The sequence below is a fragment of the Acinetobacter sp. YH12112 genome (assembly GCF_013418945.1).
GTDB classification, from domain to species: domain Bacteria; phylum Pseudomonadota; class Gammaproteobacteria; order Pseudomonadales; family Moraxellaceae; genus Acinetobacter; species Acinetobacter indicus.
Genome location: NZ_VPBA01000009.1, coordinates 25,724 through 49,674, shown reverse-complemented (window position 1 = coordinate 49,674; position 23,951 = coordinate 25,724). Strand labels below are relative to the sequence as shown.

General features: G+C 45.9%; 23 protein-coding genes. 17 read left to right on the top strand and 6 right to left on the bottom strand.

What is annotated here, in order from left to right; genetic code table 11:
- The first annotated feature begins 8 nt into the window (after positions 1–8).
- From queC to FTU50_RS05050, 3 genes are all read left to right on the top strand, one after another.
- Positions 9–677, top strand: coding sequence for a 7-cyano-7-deazaguanine synthase QueC (queC, locus tag FTU50_RS05060; RefSeq protein ID WP_005176642.1), 669 nt, complete (start codon positions 9–11; stop codon positions 675–677).
- 16 nt (positions 678–693) lie between these two features.
- The gene (locus tag FTU50_RS05055) at positions 694–1,107 is read left to right on the top strand and encodes a hypothetical protein (RefSeq protein ID WP_005176638.1); all 414 of its coding nucleotides are present in this window, start codon (positions 694–696) and stop codon (positions 1,105–1,107) included.
- Positions 1,108–1,263: 156 nt separating this feature from the next.
- Positions 1,264–1,725, top strand: a complete 462-nt coding sequence (locus FTU50_RS05050) for a peroxiredoxin (protein ID WP_005176635.1) — start codon at positions 1,264–1,266, stop codon at positions 1,723–1,725.
- Between the two features lie 47 nt (positions 1,726–1,772).
- Here the strand turns inward: FTU50_RS05050 and FTU50_RS05045 are convergent, their stop codons facing one another.
- The gene (locus FTU50_RS05045) at positions 1,773–2,375 is read right to left on the bottom strand and encodes a LysE/ArgO family amino acid transporter (RefSeq protein WP_180069529.1); all 603 of its coding nucleotides are present in this window, start codon (positions 2,373–2,375) and stop codon (positions 1,773–1,775) included.
- Positions 2,376–2,476: 101 nt separating this feature from the next.
- Between FTU50_RS05045 and FTU50_RS05040 the strand changes: the two genes are divergently transcribed.
- The gene (locus FTU50_RS05040) at positions 2,477–3,379 is read left to right on the top strand and encodes a LysR family transcriptional regulator ArgP (RefSeq protein WP_180069552.1); all 903 of its coding nucleotides are present in this window, start codon (positions 2,477–2,479) and stop codon (positions 3,377–3,379) included.
- A gap of 14 nt (positions 3,380–3,393) precedes the next feature.
- Here FTU50_RS05040 and FTU50_RS05035 read toward each other — a convergent pair whose 3' ends face one another.
- Together FTU50_RS05035 and FTU50_RS05030 are read right to left on the bottom strand one after the other, a co-directional pair.
- A complete protein-coding gene (locus FTU50_RS05035; RefSeq protein WP_180069526.1) occupies positions 3,394–3,978 on the bottom strand; it encodes a YceI family protein in 585 nt (194 codons plus the stop codon).
- Positions 3,979–4,037: 59 nt separating this feature from the next.
- Positions 4,038–4,607: a nicotinate-nicotinamide nucleotide adenylyltransferase gene (locus FTU50_RS05030; protein ID WP_075174739.1), complete on the bottom strand. Its 570-nt coding sequence runs from the start codon at positions 4,605–4,607 to the stop codon at positions 4,038–4,040.
- 100 nt (positions 4,608–4,707) lie between these two features.
- Here FTU50_RS05030 and FTU50_RS05025 point away from each other — a divergent pair, with 100 nt between their 5' ends.
- On the top strand, positions 4,708–5,508 hold the full coding sequence (locus FTU50_RS05025) for an enoyl-CoA hydratase (protein WP_168414588.1): 801 nt from the start codon (positions 4,708–4,710) through the stop codon (positions 5,506–5,508).
- A 95-nt stretch (positions 5,509–5,603) separates the two neighbouring features.
- A complete protein-coding gene (locus FTU50_RS05020) occupies positions 5,604–6,395 on the top strand; it encodes a nitroreductase family protein (protein WP_005176623.1) in 792 nt (263 codons plus the stop codon).
- Positions 6,396–6,505: 110 nt separating this feature from the next.
- On the opposite strand, the gene FTU50_RS05015 is transcribed toward FTU50_RS05020, so the two are convergent.
- From FTU50_RS05015 to purL, 3 genes are all read right to left on the bottom strand, one after another.
- Complete coding sequence (locus FTU50_RS05015; protein ID WP_005176621.1) at positions 6,506–6,823, bottom strand: hypothetical protein; 318 nt, start codon at positions 6,821–6,823, stop codon at positions 6,506–6,508.
- Positions 6,824–7,097: 274 nt separating this feature from the next.
- Positions 7,098–7,964: a carboxypeptidase-like regulatory domain-containing protein gene (locus FTU50_RS05010; RefSeq protein WP_104488224.1), complete on the bottom strand. Its 867-nt coding sequence runs from the start codon at positions 7,962–7,964 to the stop codon at positions 7,098–7,100.
- A 126-nt stretch (positions 7,965–8,090) separates the two neighbouring features.
- Positions 8,091–11,924, bottom strand: a complete 3,834-nt coding sequence (purL, locus tag FTU50_RS05005; protein ID WP_180069522.1) for a phosphoribosylformylglycinamidine synthase — start codon at positions 11,922–11,924, stop codon at positions 8,091–8,093.
- A gap of 1,298 nt (positions 11,925–13,222) precedes the next feature.
- Between purL and FTU50_RS05000 the strand changes: the two genes are divergently transcribed.
- The 11 genes from FTU50_RS05000 (at position 13,223) to tolB (ending at position 23,929) form a co-directional block, all read left to right on the top strand.
- Positions 13,223–14,860 carry a sodium:solute symporter family protein gene (locus FTU50_RS05000; protein ID WP_005176615.1) on the top strand — a complete coding sequence of 546 codons (1,638 nt, stop codon included), beginning with the start codon at positions 13,223–13,225 and terminating at the stop codon, positions 14,858–14,860.
- Between the two features lie 11 nt (positions 14,861–14,871).
- Entirely contained in the window at positions 14,872–15,003 is a 132-nt protein-coding gene (locus FTU50_RS15360) for a putative transporter small subunit (RefSeq protein WP_005176614.1), read from the top strand.
- A gap of 198 nt (positions 15,004–15,201) precedes the next feature.
- Positions 15,202–16,542, top strand: coding sequence for a deoxyguanosinetriphosphate triphosphohydrolase (locus FTU50_RS04995; RefSeq protein ID WP_180054511.1), 1,341 nt, complete (start codon positions 15,202–15,204; stop codon positions 16,540–16,542).
- Between the two features lie 188 nt (positions 16,543–16,730).
- Positions 16,731–17,333, top strand: a complete 603-nt coding sequence (ruvA, locus tag FTU50_RS04990; protein ID WP_180054513.1) for a Holliday junction branch migration protein RuvA — start codon at positions 16,731–16,733, stop codon at positions 17,331–17,333.
- 297 nt (positions 17,334–17,630) lie between these two features.
- Positions 17,631–18,632: a Holliday junction branch migration DNA helicase RuvB gene (gene ruvB, locus FTU50_RS04985; protein WP_005176611.1), complete on the top strand. Its 1,002-nt coding sequence runs from the start codon at positions 17,631–17,633 to the stop codon at positions 18,630–18,632.
- A gap of 86 nt (positions 18,633–18,718) precedes the next feature.
- A complete protein-coding gene (locus tag FTU50_RS04980) occupies positions 18,719–19,366 on the top strand; it encodes a hypothetical protein (RefSeq protein WP_257222796.1) in 648 nt (215 codons plus the stop codon).
- A 308-nt stretch (positions 19,367–19,674) separates the two neighbouring features.
- The gene (ybgC, locus tag FTU50_RS04975; protein WP_005176609.1) at positions 19,675–20,088 is read left to right on the top strand and encodes a tol-pal system-associated acyl-CoA thioesterase; all 414 of its coding nucleotides are present in this window, start codon (positions 19,675–19,677) and stop codon (positions 20,086–20,088) included.
- A gap of 22 nt (positions 20,089–20,110) precedes the next feature.
- Entirely contained in the window at positions 20,111–20,809 is a 699-nt protein-coding gene (tolQ, locus tag FTU50_RS04970) for a protein TolQ (RefSeq protein ID WP_168381680.1), read from the top strand.
- Entirely contained in the window at positions 20,809–21,258 is a 450-nt protein-coding gene (gene tolR / locus FTU50_RS04965) for a protein TolR (protein WP_075167772.1), read from the top strand. The genes tolQ and tolR overlap by 1 nt, the downstream gene beginning before the upstream one ends.
- A 3-nt stretch (positions 21,259–21,261) precedes the next feature.
- Positions 21,262–22,446, top strand: coding sequence for a cell envelope integrity protein TolA (gene tolA, locus FTU50_RS04960; RefSeq protein WP_180062646.1), 1,185 nt, complete (start codon positions 21,262–21,264; stop codon positions 22,444–22,446).
- Between the two features lie 199 nt (positions 22,447–22,645).
- Complete coding sequence (tolB, locus tag FTU50_RS04955) at positions 22,646–23,929, top strand: Tol-Pal system beta propeller repeat protein TolB (RefSeq protein WP_373685468.1); 1,284 nt, start codon at positions 22,646–22,648, stop codon at positions 23,927–23,929.
- The last annotated feature ends 22 nt before the right edge of the window (positions 23,930–23,951 follow it).

The window sequence follows — 23,951 nt, the reverse complement described above, 5'->3', positions numbered from 1 at the left end:
AGATTCTGATGCGCCCTCGTGCCATTGTATTGTTATCTGGTGGTTTAGACTCAACAACCTGTTTAGCGTGGGCGCAAGCGCGTTATGAATGTATCGCCCTCAGTTTTCGTTATGGCCAGCGTTCCACAACCGAGCTGGACGCTGCCAAAGCCTTAACCCAGCGTGCGGGTGTAGAACATCGTGTCATTAATATAGATTTAGGTAACTTAGGTGGCTCTGCCCTGACCGATCATAATATTGAGGTACCCGAGCAGGAACAGGATGGTATTCCGGTGACTTATGTGCCAGCACGTAACACCATCTTCCTGTCTTATGCGCTGGCAGCAGCGGAAGTATTTGATGCAGAAGCCATTGTTATTGGTATTAACGCGGTGGATTATTCCGGCTATCCGGACTGTCGTCCTGAGTTTATTGAGGCTTTTGCCAATATGGCGCGTTTGGCGACCAAAGTAGGCGTAGAAGGAAAACCACTCAAATTTGAAACACCTTTGTTACATTTATCCAAAGCAAATATCATTCGCTTAGGTCTTGATCATGGCGTAGACTATAGTCAAACGGTGTCTTGCTACCAGGCAGATGACCAAGGACGTGCTTGTGGAAAATGCGATAGCTGTCGTTTACGTAAACAGGGTTTCCTAGACGCAGGTGTGGCTGATCCAACACGTTATATACCGTAATGACAAGGTAGAATCTATGAAGAATTTAAAATCAAACATTATCCTTTCTGCGATTGTGTCTACTGTAGCCGTATTCGCAACATCTGCTCAGGCCAACACAGACAAATTGCAACAGGCATATAAAAGCACCAATGTAAAATCGGCGCTGATTAATGTTTGTAAAGAAGAAACTGCAAAAGGTAAAAAGTTAAGCGCTGCTGAAGTCAGCAAATACTGTACCTGTGCGGTTGAAGCCGATGGCAAGCTGACCAATGCACAAAAATGGGAAATCCAAAGTACCATTAACCAGAAGAAAAGCCCAAGTACCCTTGCTTTTGTCCAAAAACAAAACAAAGACTTACAGGCATGTTTTGGTCCTCAGTTAACCGGTAAATTAAAAACCTTAACTGAAGAAGCCATGAAAGCCGCGCAAGCGCAGCAAAAGAAATAATCATATATTTCCTCCAGAGGCCTGCATCCATTGCAGGCTTTTTTTTACCCAGTTTGCTGCGTTCATTTTTCTCTACCGGTAATTTGTGAGAAAACGCAGGAAATTCGGTATGATAGAGGCAATTTAAAAACTGACACAATCTAAAAGGACGATATCATGAGCGACTTGAACTTACCGAATCAGACTTTTCCGACCACCACGGCGGAAATCAATCTGGCTGAACTACAGGCGGAATGGTTAATTGTGTATTTTTATCCAAAGGATTCCACTCCAGGCTGTACCACGCAGGCAGTAGATTTTTCTGGCCTGAAAGATCAGTTTGAGGCATTGGGTGCGACCATTCTTGGCGTGTCGCGTGATTCGGTGAAAGCACATCAGAACTTTACTGCCAAACAGAACCTGACGATTGATCTGATCAGTGATAAGGAAGAAGTGCTGTGCCAGCATTTTGATGTGATTAAAGAAAAAAATATGTATGGCAAAAAAGTCATGGGAATTGAGCGCTCTACCTTTATTTTCCATAACGGCCAGCTGGTCAAGGAATACCGTAAAGTCAAGGCTGCAGGACATGCCGAGCAGGTACTGGAAGATTTAAAAACCTTACAAGCCAACAGTTAAACAATTGCTGGATCGGAAAAAAGCCTGAGGTAAGCTCGGGCTTGTGATCAGGATAATGTCAGTAAAGACCAGGCAATACTCCACATCATCAAGGCAATGATGCAATCTAAAATTTGCCAGGCGCTCGGGTTTTGAAACAGCGGCAATAACCACTTTGCGCCATAGCCCAAAGCAAAAAAGAACAGCCACGATGCCGTAATTGCACCCCACATAAAATCGAGTTGCCCGGCACCGAATTGGCTTGAAATAGAACCCAACAGCAACACGGTATCTAAATAGACATGCGGATTGAGCCAGGTCAATACCAAACACAGCAACAATAAGGCTTTTAATGTCGGTGGCGCAGTATCTGCAAGCTGCATCGACTTTTGTCCACACCAAGCCTGATAAACGTGCTGAAGTCCATATAAAAATAAAAATGCGACGCCCAAATATTTAATCACAGTAAGCACTTGAGGATGCTGCTGCACGACATCCCCCAAACCGAATACGCCGGCCATAATTAAAATGGAATCAGATACGGCACAGCACACACAAATCCAAAAGATATGCTGCCCTTTTAATCCCTGTTTCAAGACAAAGGCATTTTGTGCTCCAATCGCTGCTATCAATCCCAAACCAATCGCCATTCCCTGTACATAGGCCAACATCTTTTCTGCTCCACCTGAAATGCAGCTATTATCTATTTTTTTTATTTTGAAATAAGTAAAATTAAGGAAAAATAGGGATGGCTTAATTTTTCTCAATGAATATATTGAACAGTAAACAATGTGAAGCTTTTCTGGCAGTAGCAGAAACCGGAAGTTTTGAGCTGGCCGCTGAGCGTTTATATGTAACTGCCTCAGCAATTACGCTGCGGGTGCAGAATTTAGAAAAAGATTTGGGACAGATGCTTATTTTAAGGGAGCGGCCCTGCCGTACCACTCAAGCCGGACAAGCATTATTGCAGTATTTACAACATCGGCGGCTGCTGGAACAGAACCTGCGTCAGAAATTGACAGGTTATCATCTCCATTCCAATTTTTATCAGGTGCATATCGCCAGTAATGCCGATTCTCTTTCCACTTGGTTATTAAGTGCCCTGCAGGACACCTTAATCCAAGACAAGATCGTGCTGAAATTACAGCTTGAAGATCAGAGTCAAACCCATCACTTACTGGAAACCGGTCAGGTAAATGCCTGTATTTCTACTCAGGCACAGGCCATTGCAGGCTGTATCGCCGAATACCTGGGCAGTATGACTTATCGGATGGTCGCCAGCCCGACATTTGTACAACGCTGGTTTAGACAGGGTATGCATCGTGACAGTTTAAGAGTTGCTCCCGCTGTCATTTATAACCATAAAGACCGGCTGCATAGCGACCAACTGGAACAGCAGTATGGTCTCACTGAATCCAGCTACCCTTATCATCAGATTCCTGATTCAACAGCCTTTGCGAATGCTATTTTTAAAGGCATCGGTTATGGCATGCTGCCCGAAGTCCAAATTGCAGATCGGCTTAAAGATGGCCAACTGATTGAAATTTTGCCTGAGGCAAAAACAGAAGTGGCACTGTACTGGCATCACTGGAAACAGCAATCTGTGGCGATTGAGAAACTGGGACAAGCCTTAAAACAACAGGCAAGGCACTGGATGAATCTGACTGACTCATGATGCTCATCATCCACCTATTGAACACGCCACTGACCTTTAAGCTGAATATTGACCTTTTCTCCAACACCACCCATCGCCTTTTTCATACCGAAATCACTACGCTGAATTTGGGTTGATGATTGCACATCCAGCAATTTCGGGTTTCCTGTATTCGGTTTTAAACTGGTATGAAAAACAACCGGACGCGTCACGCCGCGTAGGGTTAAATTACCGGCAATACGATATTGATCAGGACCTAAAGCAGTAAAACGCGTGCTTTTAAAACTGACGGTTTTATATTTTTGGGCATGGAATAAGTCCTCGCCCAGAATCATATGTCTTAAAGACGGTTTACTCAGCTGCAGACTGTCCACATTTAGCACAAATTGGGTTGAGGCCTGCTGCGGTGCTGTTGGATCAAAATGCATGACTGACTGCACCTCTTTAAACTGCCCTTCGACCAGTTGCACGCCCATGGACTTAATTTCAAAACCGACTTCACTTTTTGAGGTCAAGGTCCAGTGCTCGGCATAGGCCGGGCTGATACCCAGCAGCATAACGGCCGCACCCAGCAAGCATTTTACTGTTGGAACTATGGTATGTGAGGGGTTCAACTTCATCGCTTATCTCCTTGCGGCACAACTGGCTTTATCTTGTTAACAAGATGGAGCTGGCGAGCTTAGGTGAGATTACTACGGTCTTGCGCATGATATTTGTCTTGTAATTGTTGATAAACCGGCGTGTGCTGAAAATTCTGTAAAAATTTGATTGTGCCCGGCGGGAAAGCATCAGTCCAGATTTCTCCACGAAAATAGGCTTCACGTACCGGCGTGGCAGACATGGCACCTTCCAGACTGTCAAGCTCGACCATCTCCCACTCCGGAAAAAATTGCAGATAATAGGAAGACTCATCTTTAAAATGACCAATTAAACCGACTTTGGCTTCTGGTCCGGCCACCGTGGCCACCAGCATTTTCACCAGTTTCTGCCATTTTTCATCGTTATATACATCGACCACATGCACAAATTTGATCCGCTGCTGCTGCTCTGGGCTAAAGTTGGACAGAATCATCTGCTGGCGTTCAGCGGCAGTAAACGGATTTTTGATATTGCGTTCATCTTGTGCAGAGCCCAGTGCCAAAATCACGTTTTCACTTTGCTCCAGCGCGATTAAAATGGTCTGCATATGTGCCAGATGAAAAGGCTGGAAGCGGCCAATAAACACAAGATAATCAAATTTATAATTCATAGCACATCAACTTTTATGAACTCACCAGTTGTGGCGTCAACAATAATTTTCGCCATAATAAGCCCATAAATTCAAATTAATTGAAAGCAAGGATAGTACGATGACACTGAGCTGTATTCAACAACCCCATCCACATTTGAATGCGAATTTAGACAATGGCGTACTGACCTTAGCCATTCAGCGCCCGGAAGCCAAAAATGCCCTGTATGGTGAACTGTATCTCTGGATTGCGCAGGCACTGGACGAAGCCGATCAGAATAAAGACGTCCGCGTAGTAATTTTACGCGGAGCCGATGCTGATTTCAGTGCCGGTAACGACATGCAGGACTTCATGAAGTTTATTCAAACACCATTGCAAGGCAAAGCTGGAGATACGCCACCCTTTGTATTGCTAAAAGCTGCTGCACGTTTTTCCAAACCGCTAATTGCTGCGGTGCGTGGTGTAGCCATTGGCATTGGGGTCACGCTGTTATTACATGCAGATTTAGTCTATAGCGACAACACTGCCCTGTTCCAGATTCCATTTGTGAGCCTCGGCCTGTCCCCAGAAGGTGCGTCCAGCAAACTGCTGGTACAGCAGGCCGGTTTCCATAAAGCCGCAGAGCTGCTGCTAACTGCTCAGAAGTTTAACAGTGACAAAGCGCTCAGTGCCGGTCTGGTCAATAGCATTGAAGTGGAGGTATATGCCACTGCCCAGCAACAGGCGCACATTTTGGCAGCCTTGCCACTGGCTTCTCTCAAACAAACCAAAGCGCTAATGAAACACAATCTGGATGAGATCATTGACTGTATTGATCATGAAGCGGAAATCTTTATGAAACGGGTCGGCTCACCGGAAATGATGGAAGCTGTACAGGCTTTTATGCAAAAACGTAAACCTGACTTTACCCAGTTTCATTAAGTATTATGCTCATCAACGTAGGTGCAGTCGCTGTGCCTACGTTTTTTATGGTTTAGTTGTTTTCTCTTTCTTTTATTTCTTTTGTGATGGTTCCCATGTCAAATTCGTCAGATCCTTCATCTTTAAACTCTGCATCATCTTCAACCGAGAAAAAACGCTATTACGAACCGGCACCACAAGATATTGATGTCGAAAACTTTCGTAAAGTCATCACCAGCCGCCGTTCGGTACGTAAATTTACCGACAAGCCCATTCCAGCGGATATTTTAGATGCCTGCCTGGATTTAGCCTTACTGGCACCGAACTCCTCCAATTTACAGCCGTGGACCTTTTATGTGGTCCAGAATCCGGCCAAGAAAAAGCAGCTGGTCAAAGCCTGTCTGAGTCAGCTGGCAGCCAGAACTGCGGCCGAGCTGATTGTTTGTGTAGCACGCACCGACCGCATTGATGAAATGGCCAAACTCAATATTTCCGAGTTCCCGTTTCCTGAAGCGCCAGCCCCGGTAAAAAAATACTATAAATTTATTCCCTATAATTATAAAACTGGCTATTTCAATGCCTTCGGTCATTTCAAAAAAGTGGCCTTTAAAGTGGCACGTAGCTTGGACAAGCAATTGCCAGTGTCGGCGTTTCATCCGGCCGATGCCAAACTGTGGGCCTCGAAAACTACCGCTTTGGCCTGTGAAAATCTGGTGCTGGCCTTACGCGCTTATGGCTTTGACAGCTGTATGATGGAAGGTTTTGATGAGCCAATGGTGCGTAAAATCTTAAAGCTGAATGAACAGCAATATGTGGTGATGGTAATTGCTGCCGGTGAACGTGCGAAAGATGGCGTGTTCTTCCCGCAATACCGGTTTGACCGGGAGTTGTTTATTCAGAAAGTTTAAACAAGATGTAAAAAGTCCCACTTTTCTTTAAGAGAGAAGCGGGACTGCTGCACAAGGGAGAGCTGATTAAAAGGCTCTCCCTCTCTGTCAGATATTCCAATATTCAATAATTAAAACTGCACATCTATCATCTGAATAAACTCGAATGCCGGTTCTTCATAAGGATGGCTATCTTTTAAGGCACGGGCTACATTTGCTGCGTTATCTTCCGGTACAATGATTTCCACCCGCCATTCCTCTACTTTTTCAAGCGTGCCGACTTCCCCAATATACGGGTCTGCGCCACGTAAGGGTTTAAATTGCCCGGTGCCCAGCACCTGCCAGGCACAGTGTTCATAATCGCCGATTCCCCCACCACCGGCTTTAAATACAGCAGCTTTGGTGGCTTCCAGATGCGATTCAGGCACATAAAAAATCAGTTTTAGCATAGTCACTCCCGGTATTGATCTATCTTTCATACCGTATTGACTGGCCTGTTGTCATCTGCTGTTTGCAAGAAATGACCTAAATCCTGAATAGCGCTACATCTGTTTGAATAGATACAGTACTGATCCCAAACAATTGCCCAGCTTTAGCTATGGGTTTGGATGAAACATGGCAATGGAATAGCGAGAATTATTGAATCTTCAAAATCGATCAGATCCTTTATTTGCTTAGGCTATTTCATTGAGCCCATTATTTATCTCAGCAAGGTAATCTACTTTAAATTTTTCTTAAGACGCCTACAATATTCAGCATCTCGAAATTATCCTGATCGGTGTCCAGGGTATGTGACTTAATTTGCACCTGAATATGATCATTCACCTGAAAATGCCTTAACGGAAAACAGTGCTCATTGGCACTATAGGCGCCCGAACTCGGACTGTCCGACAGCAATTGGGTAATACTTAAACGCAGGTCATTTTTTCTGGAGATGGAAATTTTATCCTGATTGGCATACTGGCTCTGAATACCCTTGCCATACAACTGGATACAGAGCTGGTTATACTGTTTTTGCAGTGCCTGCGTATACTGAAAACCATCACTCCAGACCAGTCCTTGTGGCGCGGTCTGAATTCGGGTTTCCGGGTTTTTCACCAGTGAATCATCACCCAGATGAATTAAATGTAGCCCCTGCTGAAACACCACATGCGCTTCGGTTAAAGGCTTGAGCTGGACCAGATGGCTATGCTGATCAATATATAAATGCTGGTTCTGATAGGACAGCAACAGGATTTCCGGTTGATAGCCCTCCATCCAGACCGTGCCGGCAATATGATCGGGATAATCATATTCACGAGGCAGATATAAGGTATAGCGGCCATCAGCCTGAGAATGGGCATAATAGTTGTGTTCGCCCAGCTGCACATAGATTTTGGCTTGGGCGATAGGTTGCCCGCTGGCATCAAATACCTGACCTGAAACCGACCACTTTTCACCTTGTGGCTGCGTACCAGACTGGGACTGGGTTAAACTGGAATGCAGCGGCTGAGCATATCTGACAGACTCCTGAATCTTGGCACTCTCACCACCACAACCGTTCAGCATAATCAAGCTGGTAAAAATAGGAATGACCGTTCGCATCTGCATTTTTGTTATCCACTTTTATAATTATGCTGTTTATTGTACGGTGCCGGGCAAAATCAGCTATCCCCATTTTGGGATGAAACGCCGATAAAAAAGCCACCCGTAGGTGGCTTTTCAAAATAAGGTCAATTAACCAATGAATTTACGTGCGTTACGGAACATACGTAACCATGCACCATCTTCAGTCCATTCTTCAGGTTTCCAGGAATGTTGTACGGCACGGAAGTTACGCTCCGGGTGCGGCATCATAATCGTGGCACGACCATCTTTAGAGGTCACACCGGTAATCCCTTCTGGAGAGCCGTTCGGGTTCAGTGGATAGTGCTGGGTCACATTGCCCTGGCTGTCGACATAACGCAGGCTGATCTGGTTACTCGCATTTAATGCGGCAAAGTCTTCAGCGCTGGCCACAGCACGGCCTTCCCCATGCGCAACCGCGATTGGCAGAATTGAACCTTCCATACCATCAAACAGAATCGAGTTTGATTTTTCTACACGCACGTTCACAGTACGCGCTTCAAACACTTCAGAGGTATTGCGATGGAAACGTGGCCAATGCTCTGCACCTGGAATCAGTGGTGCTAGTTGTGACAGCATTTGACAGCCGTTACAGATACCCACACTGAAGGTTTCTTGACGGTTAAAGAATTTCTCGAACTGGTCACGCAGTTTGGCATTGAACAGCACCGATTTCGCCCAGCCACCGCCGGCACCTAAAACGTCACCGTAAGAGAAGCCGCCACAAGTCACCAGACCTTCAAAGTCATCCAGGCTGATACGACCAGCCAGCAGGTCACTCATGTGTACGTCAACGGTGTTGAAACCGACTTTATCAAATGCAGCCGCCATTTCCACATGACCGTTTACGCCTTGTTCACGTAAAATTGCCATACTAGGACGACGTACATTGATGTAAGGCGCTTCAATCGCTTCATTCAAATCAAAGGTTGGTTGTGCGATTAAACCTTTGTGATCCTTATCTGTGATCAAGGCAAATTCTTGTTCAGCGGTTTCTAAGTTATCACGTAGACGTTGAATTTGATGTGACACTTGAGTCCAAGCCACTTGTAAATCAGCACGTTCAAGCACAAGACCATTGACAGACAATTGATCTGTATTGTTTACAGTACCAACGACAGAAATCGCATCTTTAATTGAAGAGGCTTCAACTTCAGCTTGTAGCGCATCCCAATCTGCTTTGGCAATTTGAAGTACTGCACCAATTTCTTCAGCAAATAATGAAGCAACAGATTGTTCTTCAAGTGCCACACCTAAACGTGAAGCGAACATCATTTCTGCAACAGTCGCAAGCAAACCACCATCACCGATGTCATGGTAAGCTTTGATTAAGCCACGGTTGTTCCAGTCTTGAACCAATGCAAAGAATGCTTTGAAGTCATCGAAGCTGTCGACATCAGGTGTGACTGAACCAATTGCTTTATACACTTGCGCTAAGATCGAACCGCCAAGACGGAATTGACCTTTAGACAAATCGATACGAACCAGTACAGATTCTAGGTTTTTCAATTCTGGTGTTAATGTCTTACGAACATCGGTCACAGGTGCAAATGCAGTAATTACGCCTGACATCGGAGAAGTCACAGACTTGTCTTCGCCTTCATCATTCCACGTGGTACGCATAGACAATGAGTCTTTACCCACTGGAATGGCAATACCCAATGCTGGGCACATTTCCATACCGATGGCTTTTACGCCTTCGAATAATGCTTGGTCTTCGCCCGGTTGACCTGCAGCTGCCATCCAGTTCGCAGACAATTTAATATCGCTGATTTGGTCAATCATCGCAGACATGATGTTCGAGATTGATTCAGCAACCGATAAACGTGCAGAAGCCGCTGGGTTTAACAATGCCACTGGTGGACGTTCACCCATGGCCATCGCTTCACCGGTATAACCCACCAGGCTTGTGGTTGTTACTGCAGCATCCGCTACAGGCACTTGCCATGGGCCAACCATCTGGTCACGTGCCACCATACCGGTAATCGAACGGTCACCAATGGTGATCAGGAATGATTTAGAAGCAACGGTCGGGTTTTTCAGGACACGGTAAATTGCATCTTTCAGATCTGTCACTTTAGCCGCATCAAAATCATCGCCTTTACGTTCGATGCTTTCGTATGAACGGCTCATACGTGGTGTACCGCCCAGCATCACCTGCATTGGCATATCCACTGGCTTGTTGCCAAAGAGTGGATCTTCAACGGTTAAATGACGCGCTTCAGTCGCTTCACCCAATACTGCAAACGGACAACGTTCACGCGCACAGATCGATTCAAACAGCGCTAGAGATTCTGGACGGATTGCCAGCACATAACGTTCTTGTGCTTCGTTCGACCAGATTTCCATTGGCGACATGCCTGGCTCAAGCGATGGAATCTTACGTAAATCCAGTACCGCACCGAGCTCATGATCGTTGACCAGTTCTGGCATTGCGTTTGAAATACCGCCCGCACCAACGTCATGCACTGAAACGATTGGGTTTTCATCTTCCATGCGCCAGCAGGTATCAATCACTTCCTGGCAACGGCGTTCCATTTCCGGGTTTTCACGTTGTACAGAAGCGAAGTCCAGGCTCTCACCCATGGTACCACTGTCTACAGAAGACGCTGCACCACCACCTAAACCGATCAGCATGGCTGGACCACCAAGCACGATGAGTAGATCGCCCGGTTGAATTGCATCTTTTTCGACATGATCCGGACGGATGTTCCCGTAACCACCGGCAATCATGATTGGCTTATGGAAGCCTTTGACTTCGCCATTCACGTTTTGTTCAAAGGTACGGAAGTAACCATTTAAAGCAGGACGACCAAATTCGTTGTTAAACGCCGCACCACCGAGTGGGCCTTCAATCATGATTTGCAGCGGAGAGGCCATACGCGATGGCTTGCCGTAGTTGTCTTCCCATGGCTGTTCAAAGCCTGGAATGTTCAGGTTCGATGTGGTGAAACCGGTTAAACCTGCTTTAGGCTTACCACCACGACCGGTTGCGCCTTCATCACGGATTTCACCGCCTGAACCGGTTGCCGCACCAGCAAATGGAGCAATTGCGGTTGGGTGGTTATGGGTTTCCACCTTCATCAGGATGTGAGCCGCCTGGCTCTTGTATTTATAAACGTATTGACCGTTTTCTTCTTGCGTTGGATAGAAACGCTGGGTATCAAAACCCACAATCACCGAGGCGTTGTCTTTATAAGCTGACAATACATCTGTTGGTGATTCTTTATAGGTGTTTTTAATCATCTGGAACAAAGACAACGGCTGAACTTCGCCATCAATGGTCCATTCTGAACCGAAGATTTTATGACGGCAGTGTTCAGAGTTGGCTTGCGCAAACATCATCAATTCGATGTCGTTCGGGTTACGGCCCAGTTTGGTGAAAGCCTCGGTCAGATAATCAATTTCATCTTCAGACAGTGCAAAACCAAATTCATTATTGGCTTTAACCAGTGCTTCTTTGCCCTGACCCAGAATATCAATCGAGTTTAACGGTTTTGGTGCGGTTTCCACGAACAGTGCGGCTGCATCTGCAATATCAGTAAACACGCTTTCGGTCATGCGGTCATGCAAGATCTGTAATGCTTCTTTAGAAAGCGCTTTTACACCTTTTAGGGTAAACAGCAATCCGCGCTCCATACGGTGCACCGGAATATTACAGTTGGCAAAAATATCCGTCGCTTTAGATGACCACGGCGAAATGGTACCGACACGTGGAGTCACTAAAATTTGGACTTCGTCACTGGCAGGCTGACGTAATTCAAAAGAAGTGCCATCATTTAACAGCTCTAAAGCTGATTGTTGCTGCTGCTCGTTGAGCGCTTGGTCAAACAGATAGATCCATTGGCTATCGAAAGATTGAACAGAACTAATTGACGATAAACGTGATAATAGTTGAGTTTTCTTAAAAGAAGAATGTGCAGGTGCACCGGCCACGATAAACATGCTGATTTTGGCTCCACGGGCAGATCTTTTGGACCTCGCCACAATGTGACTTGAAGAGAGCGCATATTCTACTGTGAAATGAGCCAATCAGCTAGAGAGGATTTGATAAATCTGACAGCGAAACGATCAGAGTTTTGATAAAAATCTGTTTATTTCCAGTCAAAAAAATTGAACCGGCCGCGCAGCTTATCATATTTTGTTTCATATCGAGTAAAACTGTATTGATAATTTTTTGCATCAGGAAAATTGTCTTATTTTTCAACAGTTCTATAAGCATGATGAAAGCTAGTCCTAGATTGTCTGAATAGCCTGCTGCAGAACCAGAAATTAAATTTTTTGTACGAATTAATCATCCTGAAAGCTGAGTACTCATATCCACCCGAAGAGAGCGTTGCTGTCATCCGCTCAGGATCCCTTTGGTCTTTGCCTTTGTGAACCTTGAACCCTGAGACTTCACCCTCTTAGATGGGATTTTTACGTTCAATATTTCTATTATTTTTCGTCCTGTATTTTCTTGAGTTTAACTTGATTTATTCACCTAAAAGAAAGAATGAAAATATGCAAATCCAACCCTTATAATCTCATACCACGAATATTTCACAAGAGTTTTTCCCATTATGTATTTCACTTCCTAATATCAGGGATAATCTAGTAGATAATATATAGATATTCTCAAGGAAAAGCCCTATATAAATATCCACCCTAAAATTATCATTGCATCTATTTGATAAATGATTACTTACCTTTCATAAAAAAAACTTGTCAATAACTTGTCAATAATATGAAGAAATAACATTTAAAATAAATTTCATCCAATTCATTCTACAAGAATTGGTTTAAAATATAAGCTTTGACCAACAAGTAAAAATCGAAAAAATATGAATTTTTAATTTTTGTTACTTTTTTTAACATTTTAAATTAACGCAAACTTCAACAAGTTTTAATCCAATCTATAAATTACTGTAATCCCTAAAAAAAATATTCATATATTTGACCCTGCAAAATCATAGTTTTTTATCTAAAAACCACCCCTATATCAGCAAAAAACCTTACTTCCCACTGACTTCATCAGTGAATTTGATGGTTTTATGTTAAGCTCTAGCTCAATTGCTGAGGCAAGGTCCATTTTTGGACTCACCTACGTACATCTTTTTATGCTGTGGATCAAATATCGGCTAGATATTTAAACACCAGATTTCTCATTTTCTGCAGCTTTATGCTCTGCCTGTTTTAGAGCCTTAGTCCGTCACCAAAAGATTTGTTTTTTAAAATAAAGGTGCCTCGCTTAAGGAGTAATTATGTTTCAATTCACTAGTACAACCACTGTACTATTGATGGTGCTTTTTTACGGCATTACCTTTGTACTGTCGTTACGTATTAAACAAAAAAATGAAAATGTCGATGGCTATATGGTCTCGAATGGTTCTATTGGCTTTGGTATGTCTGCGGCCAGCATGACCGCAACTTGGATTTGGGCAGCGTCATTCTATGCAGCTGCCTCTTCAGGTTATAAATACGGCGTTTCCGGTGCCTTGCACTACGGCCTCTGGGGCGCGCTGATGATTTTGTTTATTTATCCTTTTGGTAAGCGCTTTCGTGAGTTGGCACCCAATGCACATACGCTGGCAGAAATTATGCATGCCCGCCATGGCAACCAGAGCCAGATGATTTTGGCAGGTTCCAATATTGTGGGAAGTGTCATCAGTTTGATGGTGAATTTTACTGCAGCAGGTGCCTTGGTCGAAATTTTATCTCCCCTAAGCTTTGTACATGGCGTCTTGATCACCGGGATTGGTGTGCTGTCTTATACCCTCTGGTCTGGCTTCCGTTCCTCTGTATTTACCGATTTTGGCCAGCTGGTGGCGATGATCGTGGCGGCGGTGATCATTATCCCAACGCTGTTCTTCACTTTGGGCGGACCGTCCCTGTTTCAAACGGGTATTCACAACCTGCAGCCTGAACAGCTCGATTTCTTCTCTAAAACTGCATTTCTAGAACAAGGTGCGCCTTTCTTCGTCGCAGTCCTGGCGTATGCCATCGGTAACCAGACCATTGCCCAGCGTTTATTTGCGGTACGGGAAGACTTGATTAAACCCAGTTTTATTACGGCGACGATTGGTTATGCCGCGATTGTGATCGGGTTGGGGATGCTCGGCTTACTGGCCTTGTTTGCCGGAATTCAACCGATTGATGGCAACTTGAATAACCTGATTCCACAAATGGCAGCGACGTATCTCTCTCCATTTATGGTGGCCCTGTTATTTATCATGGTGATCGGTGCGCTGTCTTCAACGGCTGACTCGGATCTGTCTGCGTTATCTGCGATTGTGATGACTGACATTTATGGAAAACAGATTGCCAAAAACCAACCTAATCCCAAGAAAATGCTGTTTATTGGTCGTATAACCATGATTGTCGCCACCATGCTTGGGATCATTATCGCCACTTTAAAATTTGACATTTTATCAATGCTGATTTTTGTGGGTGCACTTTGGGGGTCTATTGTATTTCCGGTAATTGTCAGCCTGTATTGGGACAAAGTGAATTCTCGTGCCTTTAACTGGTCGGTCGGGCTCGCCTTCGTCAGCTTCCTGATTGTCCGTTTTGAATGGATTCCAATCCAGGGCTTGATTGCGCTTGGCTTTGAGCTACTTGCAACCCTGGGTATTGGTGTGGTGCTGGGTCTGATGACCTTTGGTTTCTTCGGCAAAAAAGTCGGTTTGGTGGTGGGTATCTTGGCCAGTATTGGCTTCATGCCATGGACCATCGGCTTCTTGCGTGAATACGGCACCTTATTAAGTTCACTGACTGCTTATGGCAGTAGTGCTCTAGTCTGTACTGTTCTGACCTTGGTCTACAGTAAAGAACGATTTGATTTTAAACAAATCAACAAGATGGTGATTGAATTTCACCAGCTATCTGAGAAAAGTAAATAAGGAGATTTCAGATGACTAGTCAATTATTGACCCTATATGTACTTTTTTGGCCGTTGATCGCAAGCCTGGTCTTGTTCACAATTTGCTTGAATGTCTATAAAGATGCACAACAAGCCAAGGAAACTGGTGAAGGGCTGGTGTAATTTTAACTCTTCATGAAAAAGCAGGCTCATTTGGCCTGTTTTTTTATGGCCGTTTCATATTGTTTGAATCACTTGTCTATATTGAGGAGCAAGATTTTTTCTGCTTTTCATTCCCATGACAATTCATGTCGCCTCACTCTAGTACTGGGCTTGGTTTTTTGGCATGATGCAAAGCAGTAAATAATTGAATAATGATAAATGACACAGATGCGTTGGTTAGAACTGCTTTCGACAGTTCGGATTGGTAGTAAAAAGCAAAGTACTGAACAGGCGCGTAGCCCGTTTCATAAAGATTATGACCGTATTATTTTCTCGCAGAGTTTCCGGCAGCTGAACCGCAAAACCCAGGTCCATCCGCTTACCCAACATGATGGTATTCATACCCGCCTGACCCATTCGCTGGAAGTGTCCTGTATTGGCCGTTCACTGGGGATGCTGGCAGCAGAAAAAATCAAGGATCAGCTGCCTCCGTGGATTACCCCGGCCGATGTCGGCGCGATTATTCAAGCCGCCTGTCTGGCGCATGATATTGGCAATCCGCCTTTTGGTCATGCCGGTGAATATGCCATTCGTGAATGGTTTGATGATGCCTCACATACCGACTTTTTAAAGGACCTAAGTCCGGAACAGGAAGCCGATGTACGCCAGTTTGAAGGTAATGCCCAAGGCCTGCGCCTGCTGACCAAAATTGACTATCATCCGCATGATGGTGGTATGCGTCTGACCTATGCCACCTTGGGTGCCTATTTAAAATATCCGTGGCTGTCGAAAACCATGGCCTCGCAGGGCAATCGTCCGGCCAGTCAGCGCGCCAAATTCGGCTGCTATCAGGCAGAAAAAGACATTCTGAAACAGATTGCCGAACAGCTCGGCCTGATTGAAAGCGGACCTTATCGTTATTGCCGCCATCCGCTGACCTATTTACTCGAAGCCGCAGATGACATCTGCTATGCGCTGATTGATCTGGAAGATGGCATTATCCTGAACATGCTCAGCTATGATGAGGTCGAACCGATTTTCCTGAACCTGATTGGCGATTATGGCATGCCGGAAGAACTGTCTTTGGACAGCACCACCTGGCAGCAGAAAATTGCCGCGCTACGTGGCCGGGTGATGAAACGTCTGGTCGATGAAGTCACCAGCGCCTTTGCCAAGCAGCATGACCAGATTCTTTCGGGCCAGCTGAAAGGGACCTTGCTGCAATATTGCTCGGCCGATATTGAAATTGGCATTAACCGGGCCAAAGAACTGGCGCGTGATAAAATTTTTGAACATCCGCAAAAAGCCGGTCTGGAAATTATTGCCCATCAGAGCCTGCAAAGTATTCTGGATGCCTTTATTCCGCTGACCACACCGCATAAAACCTTAAGCTTTAAAGAGCAGCGGCTGATGGCAATTTTGCAGCGTTCCGGTGCCCATTTTGGTCCAGATCACTATGACAATATCATGCAGGTGCTGGATATTATCTCAAAATTCTCGGATCATCAGGCGTATAACCTGGCGCAGGAATTACAAGGCAATAAAGCCGGATTCTTTTAAGTACAGCCTGCCGTTTTGGGAGAACCTCCAAAACTGCTTTATACTTTTGCGCGTGCTGACATTGCTTGTGCAACACCCCTGCCCATCGGCTGTATATCGCAGAGCATCACAGAAAAGTGGATGACTTCAAGATGCAGACGACAGGCTCGGAACTGAAAAATTTAACCGAATAGAAGTGAATAAACTGAATGATTGGATGTCTGATTGGTGAGGTGTTTGCCCTCGAAGCCCCTACGGTCTTATTAAATGTCAATGGTGTGGGCTATGAAGTCGATACACCGCTGTCTACATTTTGCCAATTACAAAAAGGCCAGAAAGTCACCTTATGGACCCATTTAGCAGTCCGTGAAGATGCTCAACTGCTATATGGTTTTCTTGATGCGCAGGAAAAAACCATTTTCCGCACCCTGCTCAAGGTCAACGGTGTTGGTCCAAAAATGGCACTCGGCATTTTATCGACTTTAAGCGTCGACATGCTGATTCACACGGTTGAACATGAAGATATTAACACCCTGGTCAAAGTACCGGGTGTCGGCAAAAAAACCGCTGAACGACTGATGATTGAACTGCGTGACCGCTTTAAAGCTATGGCTGCCGGCAATGCACCAAGCAACACCAGCAGCACACAAATCCAATTTATGGGGAACTCAGCGGTGGCCGAAGCCGAAGCAGCTTTACAATCCTTAGGCTACAAACCACAGGAAGCACAAAAACTGGTGAATGCTGCCAAAGGCGACTTCACCGAAGCCAGCGACATTATCCGGGCAGCATTAAAGTCGATGAACAAATAGAACACTCTATTTTGTTTCAAGGCCAGCATGACATACGCGAAAATGTCATTCGCAACTGTTTGAGGTAGGAAGCATTTGCACAAAAATGTTTCTACGATATAGTCGAGACAAATCATCTTTTGACGAGTTTTGCGAATGACGATGGTTTTGCTTACTTTTGCCGAATGAGCAATATATTTCGCAAGGTAAGGCCAACCGCAGGTTATTCCCGAAATTTAATTTTCTTGGAACATCCGTCAAAAAGCGCTTTTGACGTCTGCCCCATTAAACTGTATTTACCTGAAGTTTACATAATATATGCAAGACCGTCTTATCAGTGGTTCTGAAAAACCCGAAGATCAAATTGATCGCGCCATCCGCCCCACCTCCCTCGATGACTACATCGGTCAACCGGTGGTGCGTGAACAAATGGAAATCTTTATTGGTGCAGCGCGCGGCCGCGGCGAAGCCCTCGATCATACCCTGATTTTCGGCCCACCGGGCTTAGGTAAAACCACCCTAGCCAATATCATTGCCCGTGAAATGGGCGGCAACCTGAAATCGACTTCGGGGCCTGTGCTTGAACGTGCCGGTGACTTGGCAGCCATGCTGACCAACCTTGAAGAAGGCGATGTACTGTTTATTGATGAAATTCATCGCCTGTCACCAGTGATTGAAGAAATCCTCTATCCGGCGATGGAAGATTACCAGCTGGACATCATGATTGGTGAAGGCCCGGCAGCGCGTTCGATCAAACTGGACTTGCCGGCATTTACTCTGGTCGCCGCCACCACGCGGGCCGGTCTGCTCACTTCGCCGCTGCGTGACCGTTTCGGGATTGTGCAGCGTTTAGAATTCTACTCGGTGGAAGATCTGACCCATATCGTAAAACGTTCTGCCAGTTTAATGGATGTCCCGATGACCGAAGAAGGCGCGGCAGAAATTGCCCGCCGTTCCCGCGGCACACCGCGTATTGCCAACCGCTTGTTGCGCCGGGTACGTGACTATGCCCAGGTCAAAGGCACCGGCGAAGTCACCCATGCAATGGCCCAGCGCGCTCTGGATATGCTCAATGTCGATAAAGATGGCCTAGACACCCTGGACCGTCGCTATCTGTCGATGTTACTGGAACGTTTTGACGGCGGACCTGCTGGTGTCGAAGCATTGGCTGCAGCCATGGCAGAAGATTCGGGCACCTTGGAAGATGTGATTGAGCCTTATCTGATTCAGCAAGGTTATGTGATGCGTACTGCACGTGGCCGGATTGCCACCAATATGGCTTATTTGCAGTTTGGTATGACCCCGCCGGAACCGAAATAACAGCAATGCCTGACCTTCATTGCTTATGAGATGATGAAGGTCTTTGATAAATAACAACTTGAACACGCACTCGTACAAGAATAATGATGACCGAACAACAACTAATTCAACACATTCAGCAGCATTTTGATGAGCTGATAGAGCAATTGCAGCCAATCCTGCCCCTACCTTATGGCAAACCATTCCAGTTTTTCAGTGAATCTGAGTTAAACTATCTGAACCAGCTTTTGCAAGGCGATCTCAGTCACTGGCTGAGCTTCGATTTTAAAAATGAACGCGGCAAAATCATTGATGCAGATCAAGCTGGCATTGAACAGATCGACCTGCATCGGCATGGGCACTGGTCTATCGATGCCATCCATTTTGATCAGCTATGCGCCATCCACTGGATTAGCCTGTATTTTTCCGAAGAACTTAAACCCTTTATTGAAACCTATACCCAACCACTCACTTCAGTAAAACCGAAACAGAAGCTTGCCCTGATTCTGACGTTACTGGCCGTGCTGGGCGGAATTGGTAGTTATCTGCTGCAAGACGCTGTAGGAATTGTCTTATCTGTGGCGGCATTCTTTCTTAGTATGATCTGGTATGGCTTACTCCAGCTACGACAATATTTTGCCAATAAACAGCCGCAGCAGTTTGAGCGAACTTTCGTGATCAGCAGCTATTTTGCCTTGCATCTACGTGATTATGCGGTGGAACGGCTGTACCTCGATCATCCGGACAGTGCCTAAAACCGCACTGGCAACAGTGCTATCAAAATTGCCAATGACCAAGCACAGGCGGCATGGCAAAAAAAGGCATAAATCACGTGTCAATTCACCTAATTCAACCTGTACCGAACGATAAATATCCAATCTTGGCTCTACATTCTTTATACCTTTGCCACTGGATTTGACACCTTGTGCCATAGGAGCAAAAAGTCATTATGCTAAACTGCAAAGCCAACCCAGTCGGGCATTTGACAGAACCTCAGACAACTTCAATCCAGTTCTGTACGGCCCTTCCAGACCAAAACTGAAAATTGTAATGGAACAGTATCATGGCGAATAAATTTGAATTTCAAATTCGTATCTATATGGAAGACACCGATGCAGGCGGGATTGTATACCATGCCAATCATATTCGTTTCATGGAGCGCACCCGGACCGAATGGCTGCGTGCTTCCGGCGTCGATCATTATTGGCATCAAAACGACTATAACTTTGTCGTGCATAAAATTAATGTCAAATATATGCGTCCAATCTTAATGGATGATCTGATTACTGTTACAGCAAGTGTTGTTTCGTGTAAAGCAACGTCATTTGTATTGCAACAAAATATTTATCGTGGTGAAATCATGCTTGCTTCTGGTGAGGTGGAATTGGCATGTTTAAGTTCTGAAATGCGTCCACGTCGCCTTCCGGATGAAATTCGTGGCCTGATTCTAAAAGAGCTAGGACAGGACCAAGACTAAAAACTTATGGCACTACGTAACTATGGCAACACAATTAGAATCATCTCTACAAGTCTCTGATCTTATTTTGCAGGCAAGCCCTGTGGTACAACTGGTCATGTTGGTGCTGTTACTGGCCTCCTTGTATAGTTGGTATCTGATCGCCAAGTTACATCTCAGTTATAAAAAAGCCCAGGCCGATGATAATCATTTCCAGAAAATCTTCTGGTCTGGTGCTGAATTAAATACGCTATATAACAACGCCCAACTCAATTCCAAACGCACCGGCCTGGAAGATATTTTCTATCAGGGTCTGGGTGAATTTCTCAAATTGAAAAAACGTCATGCCCCGACTGCACAAAGTCTAGAAGGTACCGAACGTATTTTACGTGTCGGTTTAAGCCGTGACCAAGGCCAACTGGAACAAGGCTTAGGCGCGCTGGCCAGCATTGGCTCTGTGGCACCGTATATTGGTTTATTTGGAACCGTGTGGGGCATTATGAATGCCTTTATTGGCCTGGCCGATGTCGATCAGGTAACACTGGCTACCGTTGCACCGGGGATTGCCGAAGCGCTGATTGCCACCGCAATTGGTTTATTTGCCGCAATTCCAGCAGTCCTGGCCTTTAACCATTACACCGCCAAAGGTGAAAGCCTCTATTCAGACCGTGCCTTGTTTGCTGAAGAAATGGTGGCCTTATTACAACGTCAGTCTTTGGGTTCAGCACGGGAACATGACTAATGGCCATTCAACGTTCCGGACGCTTCGAGCGTATTAAAAAGCCCTTAAAAAGTGATATGAACGTAGTGCCTTACATCGACGTGATGTTGGTGCTGCTGGTCATTTTTATGGTCACTGCCCCAATGATTACCAGCGGTATCAATGTCGATTTGCCGCAGGCCAATGGCAATCCGATTGAATCCAAAGATGCGCCAGCCAGGGTCACTCTAGACAAAGATGGTCATTATTATCTTGAATACAAACAATATAAGGCAGAGCCACTGACTTTAGCTCAGCTCACCGAAATTTTAACAGAAGCACAAACGACTGCTTCTGCTGAAAATAAAAAATTAAATGTGGTGATTCGTGGACACAATACGCGTCCCTATGGCGATGTCATTGCATTAATGGCAAGCTTGCAAGAGGCGGGGCTTGAACAAGTTGGCTTACTCACCGAATCTGTACAATAAGCTATGAAAGATTTTAAAAAGCCACCTTTTAAGCACAATGCACTCGCTCTGGGATTTACCATTGGCGTGCATGTCATTGCCGTGGTGGGTTTACTTTATCTGGGCATGAGCCAGCCACCGGAGCCACCCAAACAGATTCGGACCGTGCTGATTAAACCGGAAGATTTACCCCCAGTTACTCGTGAAGAAACCGAGTTTGCTGAGACCGCACATAAAAATGTAGCAGCCGAGATTCAGCAAACCGCGACTCCGGTTGAAGACGCTCCGGTAATTCCGGTCGCACCACCAGCTGTGCCTCAGCCAGAACCGGCCAAAGCACAACCAAGCAATACTGCCGCACAACAACAGGCCGAACAGCAAAAACGCCTGGAAGCACGTGCACAAGCGGAAGCAGAAAAATTACAGGCACAACAGGCCCAGCGCGCCAAGGCAGAAGCTGAACGTAAAGCCCAAGCCGCTGAAAAAGCCAAGGCCACTGCACAGGCCAAAGCCGAGGCAGAAGCCAAACGCCGCAGCGAAGCTGAAGCCCTGCGTAAGGCAGAAGCAGCAGAAAAAGCCAAACTTGATGCACGTCGTAAGGCGGAAGCGGAAGCCAAACGTAAAGCCGAAGCGGCAGATAAGGCCAAGGCGGAGGCGGCAGCCAAGGCGAAGGCAGATGCAGAGGCGAAACGCAAAGCCGATGCTGAAGCCAAACGCAAAGCCGAGGCTGCGAATAAAGCCAAAGCAGAAGCAGCAGCCAAAGCCAAGGCGGAAGCGGATGCTAAACGCAAAGCCGAAGCAGCTGAAAAAGCTAAAGCGGATGCAGCGGCGAAAGCCAAAGCCGATGCAGAGGCCGAAGCCCGCGCTGAAGCAGAAGCCAAAGCCTCGGCGGCCAAACAGGCGGCTGAAGAAGCGGCACAAAAGAAAGCTGAAGCCAAACGGATTGCCTCTACAGCCAAACGCGATTTTGAAAACAAGATCCGTCGCGCCTGGGATATTCCGGTCGGCTCTTCTGGCAAAACTGCCACGGCACGAGTTACGCTAACCGACAGCGGTTCGGTAGCCTCGGTGATTGTGAACTCCAGTGATCCGGACATGAAAGCCAGTGTCGAGGCCGCGGTACGTGCTGCTGCACCATATCCAATGCCTTCGGACCCGGATGCACGCCGTGAAGCACGCAGTTTCACCTCAAGCTTTACTGCCAAATAAGCTGACTCACCATCCTGTCAAAAGCCGGGATGGCCTGTTATTTTTCAGTTACACTGCACAACAAGCGACAAAATTTTATTCACTTTTCACAGTGTTATAACAGTTTGGTCATAATTCTCTGCTTTAAATCTCAAATAAGCATGGCATTATGTAGAACAATCACATCAACAAGAATTATGTTTTGAGTAAATAGCGAATGATGGAAATGAAGCCTAAACATCTACTTTACTTGGCAATTTTTACCGCTTTGGGTCCAATAATGGTCTCTCAAACCCATGCCCAGCTACATCTGGAAATTGCCAAAGCACCTGCAGAAGCCCCGAAAATTGCCATCATTCCGTTTAGTAATGATCAAAGCATTTACCCGATTGTTGAAAATGATCTGAACCGTTCCGGCAAATTCACCAGCTCATCAAAAAACTTGCCGGCAAGTGCAGCAAATAATAGTCCGAATGCCGCTGCCTGGCAGGCCGCCGGTGTACCTTATGTGGTGACTGGTACCAGCAAGCCAACCGCAGATGGTGGCTTTGAAATTCACTATCAGCTGTATGATGTGCAAAAACAGCAGTATTTATTAAACGAATTACTGACTGTACCGGCTTCACGTACCCGTCAGGCTGCGCACATGATCAGTGACACCATCTATGAAGCACTGACCGGTATTAAAGGCGATTTCAGTGGTCGTATTGCCTATGTCTTGCGGAATCCGGCCACTCCGGAGCAGCGCTATACCCTGCAAATTGCCGACACCGATGGTGAACAGCCAAGAACCATTCTGACTTCACGCGATCCAATCTTGTCGCCGGCCTGGACGCCAGATGCCAAGAAAATTGCCTACGTGTCCTTTGAAACCAAACGCCCTGCGATTTATGTTCAGGATTTATCTACCGGTTCACGTGAAAAACTGGCCAGCTTCCGTGGCTTAAATGGCGCACCAAGCTTCTCTCCAGATGGTTCACGCATGCTGTTTACTGCTTCAATGCACGGCAATCCGGAAATTTACGAGATGGATCTGGGCACGCGTCAACTCAAGCGCATGACCAATGACAGCGCCATTGATACAGAAGCACGCTACGCACCCGATGGTAAATCGTTTATTTTTACTTCAGATCGTGGCGGCTCAGCGCAAATCTATCGCTATGACCTAAATACCGGCAGCAGCAAACGTCTGACCTTCCGCGGCGCATTTAATGCGCGTGGTACTTTAAGTGCCGATGGTAAAAAACTGGCGCTGGTTCATCGTCCAAGTGGCAGCAATTATAAAGTTGCGATTCAGGACATTAATACCGGCATTACCAATATTCTCACCCCAACCAGCCTGGATGAATCTCCAAGCTTCTCACCGAATGGACAGATGGTGGTCTATGCAACCCGTGAAGGTGCGCGTGGCCTGCTGTCTATTATGTCTTTAGATGGTCGTTTCCGTATGAATTTGCCAAGTGAACAAGGTGAAGTGCGTGAACCGGCTTGGGCACCAAAATAAGAGCAACTGAACAACCAAGTTT

Coding starts and splice junctions, on each gene's coding strand:
- queC (WP_005176642.1), top strand. CDS start 9: ATGCGCCCTCGTGCCATTGTATTGTTATCTGGTGGTTTAGACTCAACA.
- FTU50_RS05055 (WP_005176638.1), top strand. CDS start 694: ATGAAGAATTTAAAATCAAACATTATCCTTTCTGCGATTGTGTCTACT.
- FTU50_RS05050 (WP_005176635.1), top strand. CDS start 1,264: ATGAGCGACTTGAACTTACCGAATCAGACTTTTCCGACCACCACGGCG.
- FTU50_RS05045 (WP_180069529.1), bottom strand. CDS start 2,375: ATGTTGGCCTATGTACAGGGAATGGCGATTGGTTTGGGATTGATAGCA.
- FTU50_RS05035 (WP_180069526.1), bottom strand. CDS start 3,978: ATGAAGTTGAACCCCTCACATACCATAGTTCCAACAGTAAAATGCTTG.
- FTU50_RS05030 (WP_075174739.1), bottom strand. CDS start 4,607: ATGAATTATAAATTTGATTATCTTGTGTTTATTGGCCGCTTCCAGCCT.
- FTU50_RS05025 (WP_168414588.1), top strand. CDS start 4,708: ATGACACTGAGCTGTATTCAACAACCCCATCCACATTTGAATGCGAAT.
- FTU50_RS05020 (WP_005176623.1), top strand. CDS start 5,604: ATGTCAAATTCGTCAGATCCTTCATCTTTAAACTCTGCATCATCTTCA.
- FTU50_RS05015 (WP_005176621.1), bottom strand. CDS start 6,823: ATGCTAAAACTGATTTTTTATGTGCCTGAATCGCATCTGGAAGCCACC.
- FTU50_RS05010 (WP_104488224.1), bottom strand. CDS start 7,964: ATGCAGATGCGAACGGTCATTCCTATTTTTACCAGCTTGATTATGCTG.
- purL (WP_180069522.1), bottom strand. CDS start 11,924: ATGTTTATCGTGGCCGGTGCACCTGCACATTCTTCTTTTAAGAAAACT.
- FTU50_RS05000 (WP_005176615.1), top strand. CDS start 13,223: ATGTTTCAATTCACTAGTACAACCACTGTACTATTGATGGTGCTTTTT.
- FTU50_RS15360 (WP_005176614.1), top strand. CDS start 14,872: ATGACTAGTCAATTATTGACCCTATATGTACTTTTTTGGCCGTTGATC.
- FTU50_RS04995 (WP_180054511.1), top strand. CDS start 15,202: ATGACACAGATGCGTTGGTTAGAACTGCTTTCGACAGTTCGGATTGGT.
- ruvA (WP_180054513.1), top strand. CDS start 16,731: ATGATTGGATGTCTGATTGGTGAGGTGTTTGCCCTCGAAGCCCCTACG.
- ruvB (WP_005176611.1), top strand. CDS start 17,631: ATGCAAGACCGTCTTATCAGTGGTTCTGAAAAACCCGAAGATCAAATT.
- FTU50_RS04980 (WP_257222796.1), top strand. CDS start 18,719: ATGACCGAACAACAACTAATTCAACACATTCAGCAGCATTTTGATGAG.
- ybgC (WP_005176609.1), top strand. CDS start 19,675: ATGGCGAATAAATTTGAATTTCAAATTCGTATCTATATGGAAGACACC.
- tolQ (WP_168381680.1), top strand. CDS start 20,111: ATGGCAACACAATTAGAATCATCTCTACAAGTCTCTGATCTTATTTTG.
- tolR (WP_075167772.1), top strand. CDS start 20,809: ATGGCCATTCAACGTTCCGGACGCTTCGAGCGTATTAAAAAGCCCTTA.
- tolA (WP_180062646.1), top strand. CDS start 21,262: ATGAAAGATTTTAAAAAGCCACCTTTTAAGCACAATGCACTCGCTCTG.
- tolB (WP_373685468.1), top strand. CDS start 22,646: ATGGAAATGAAGCCTAAACATCTACTTTACTTGGCAATTTTTACCGCT.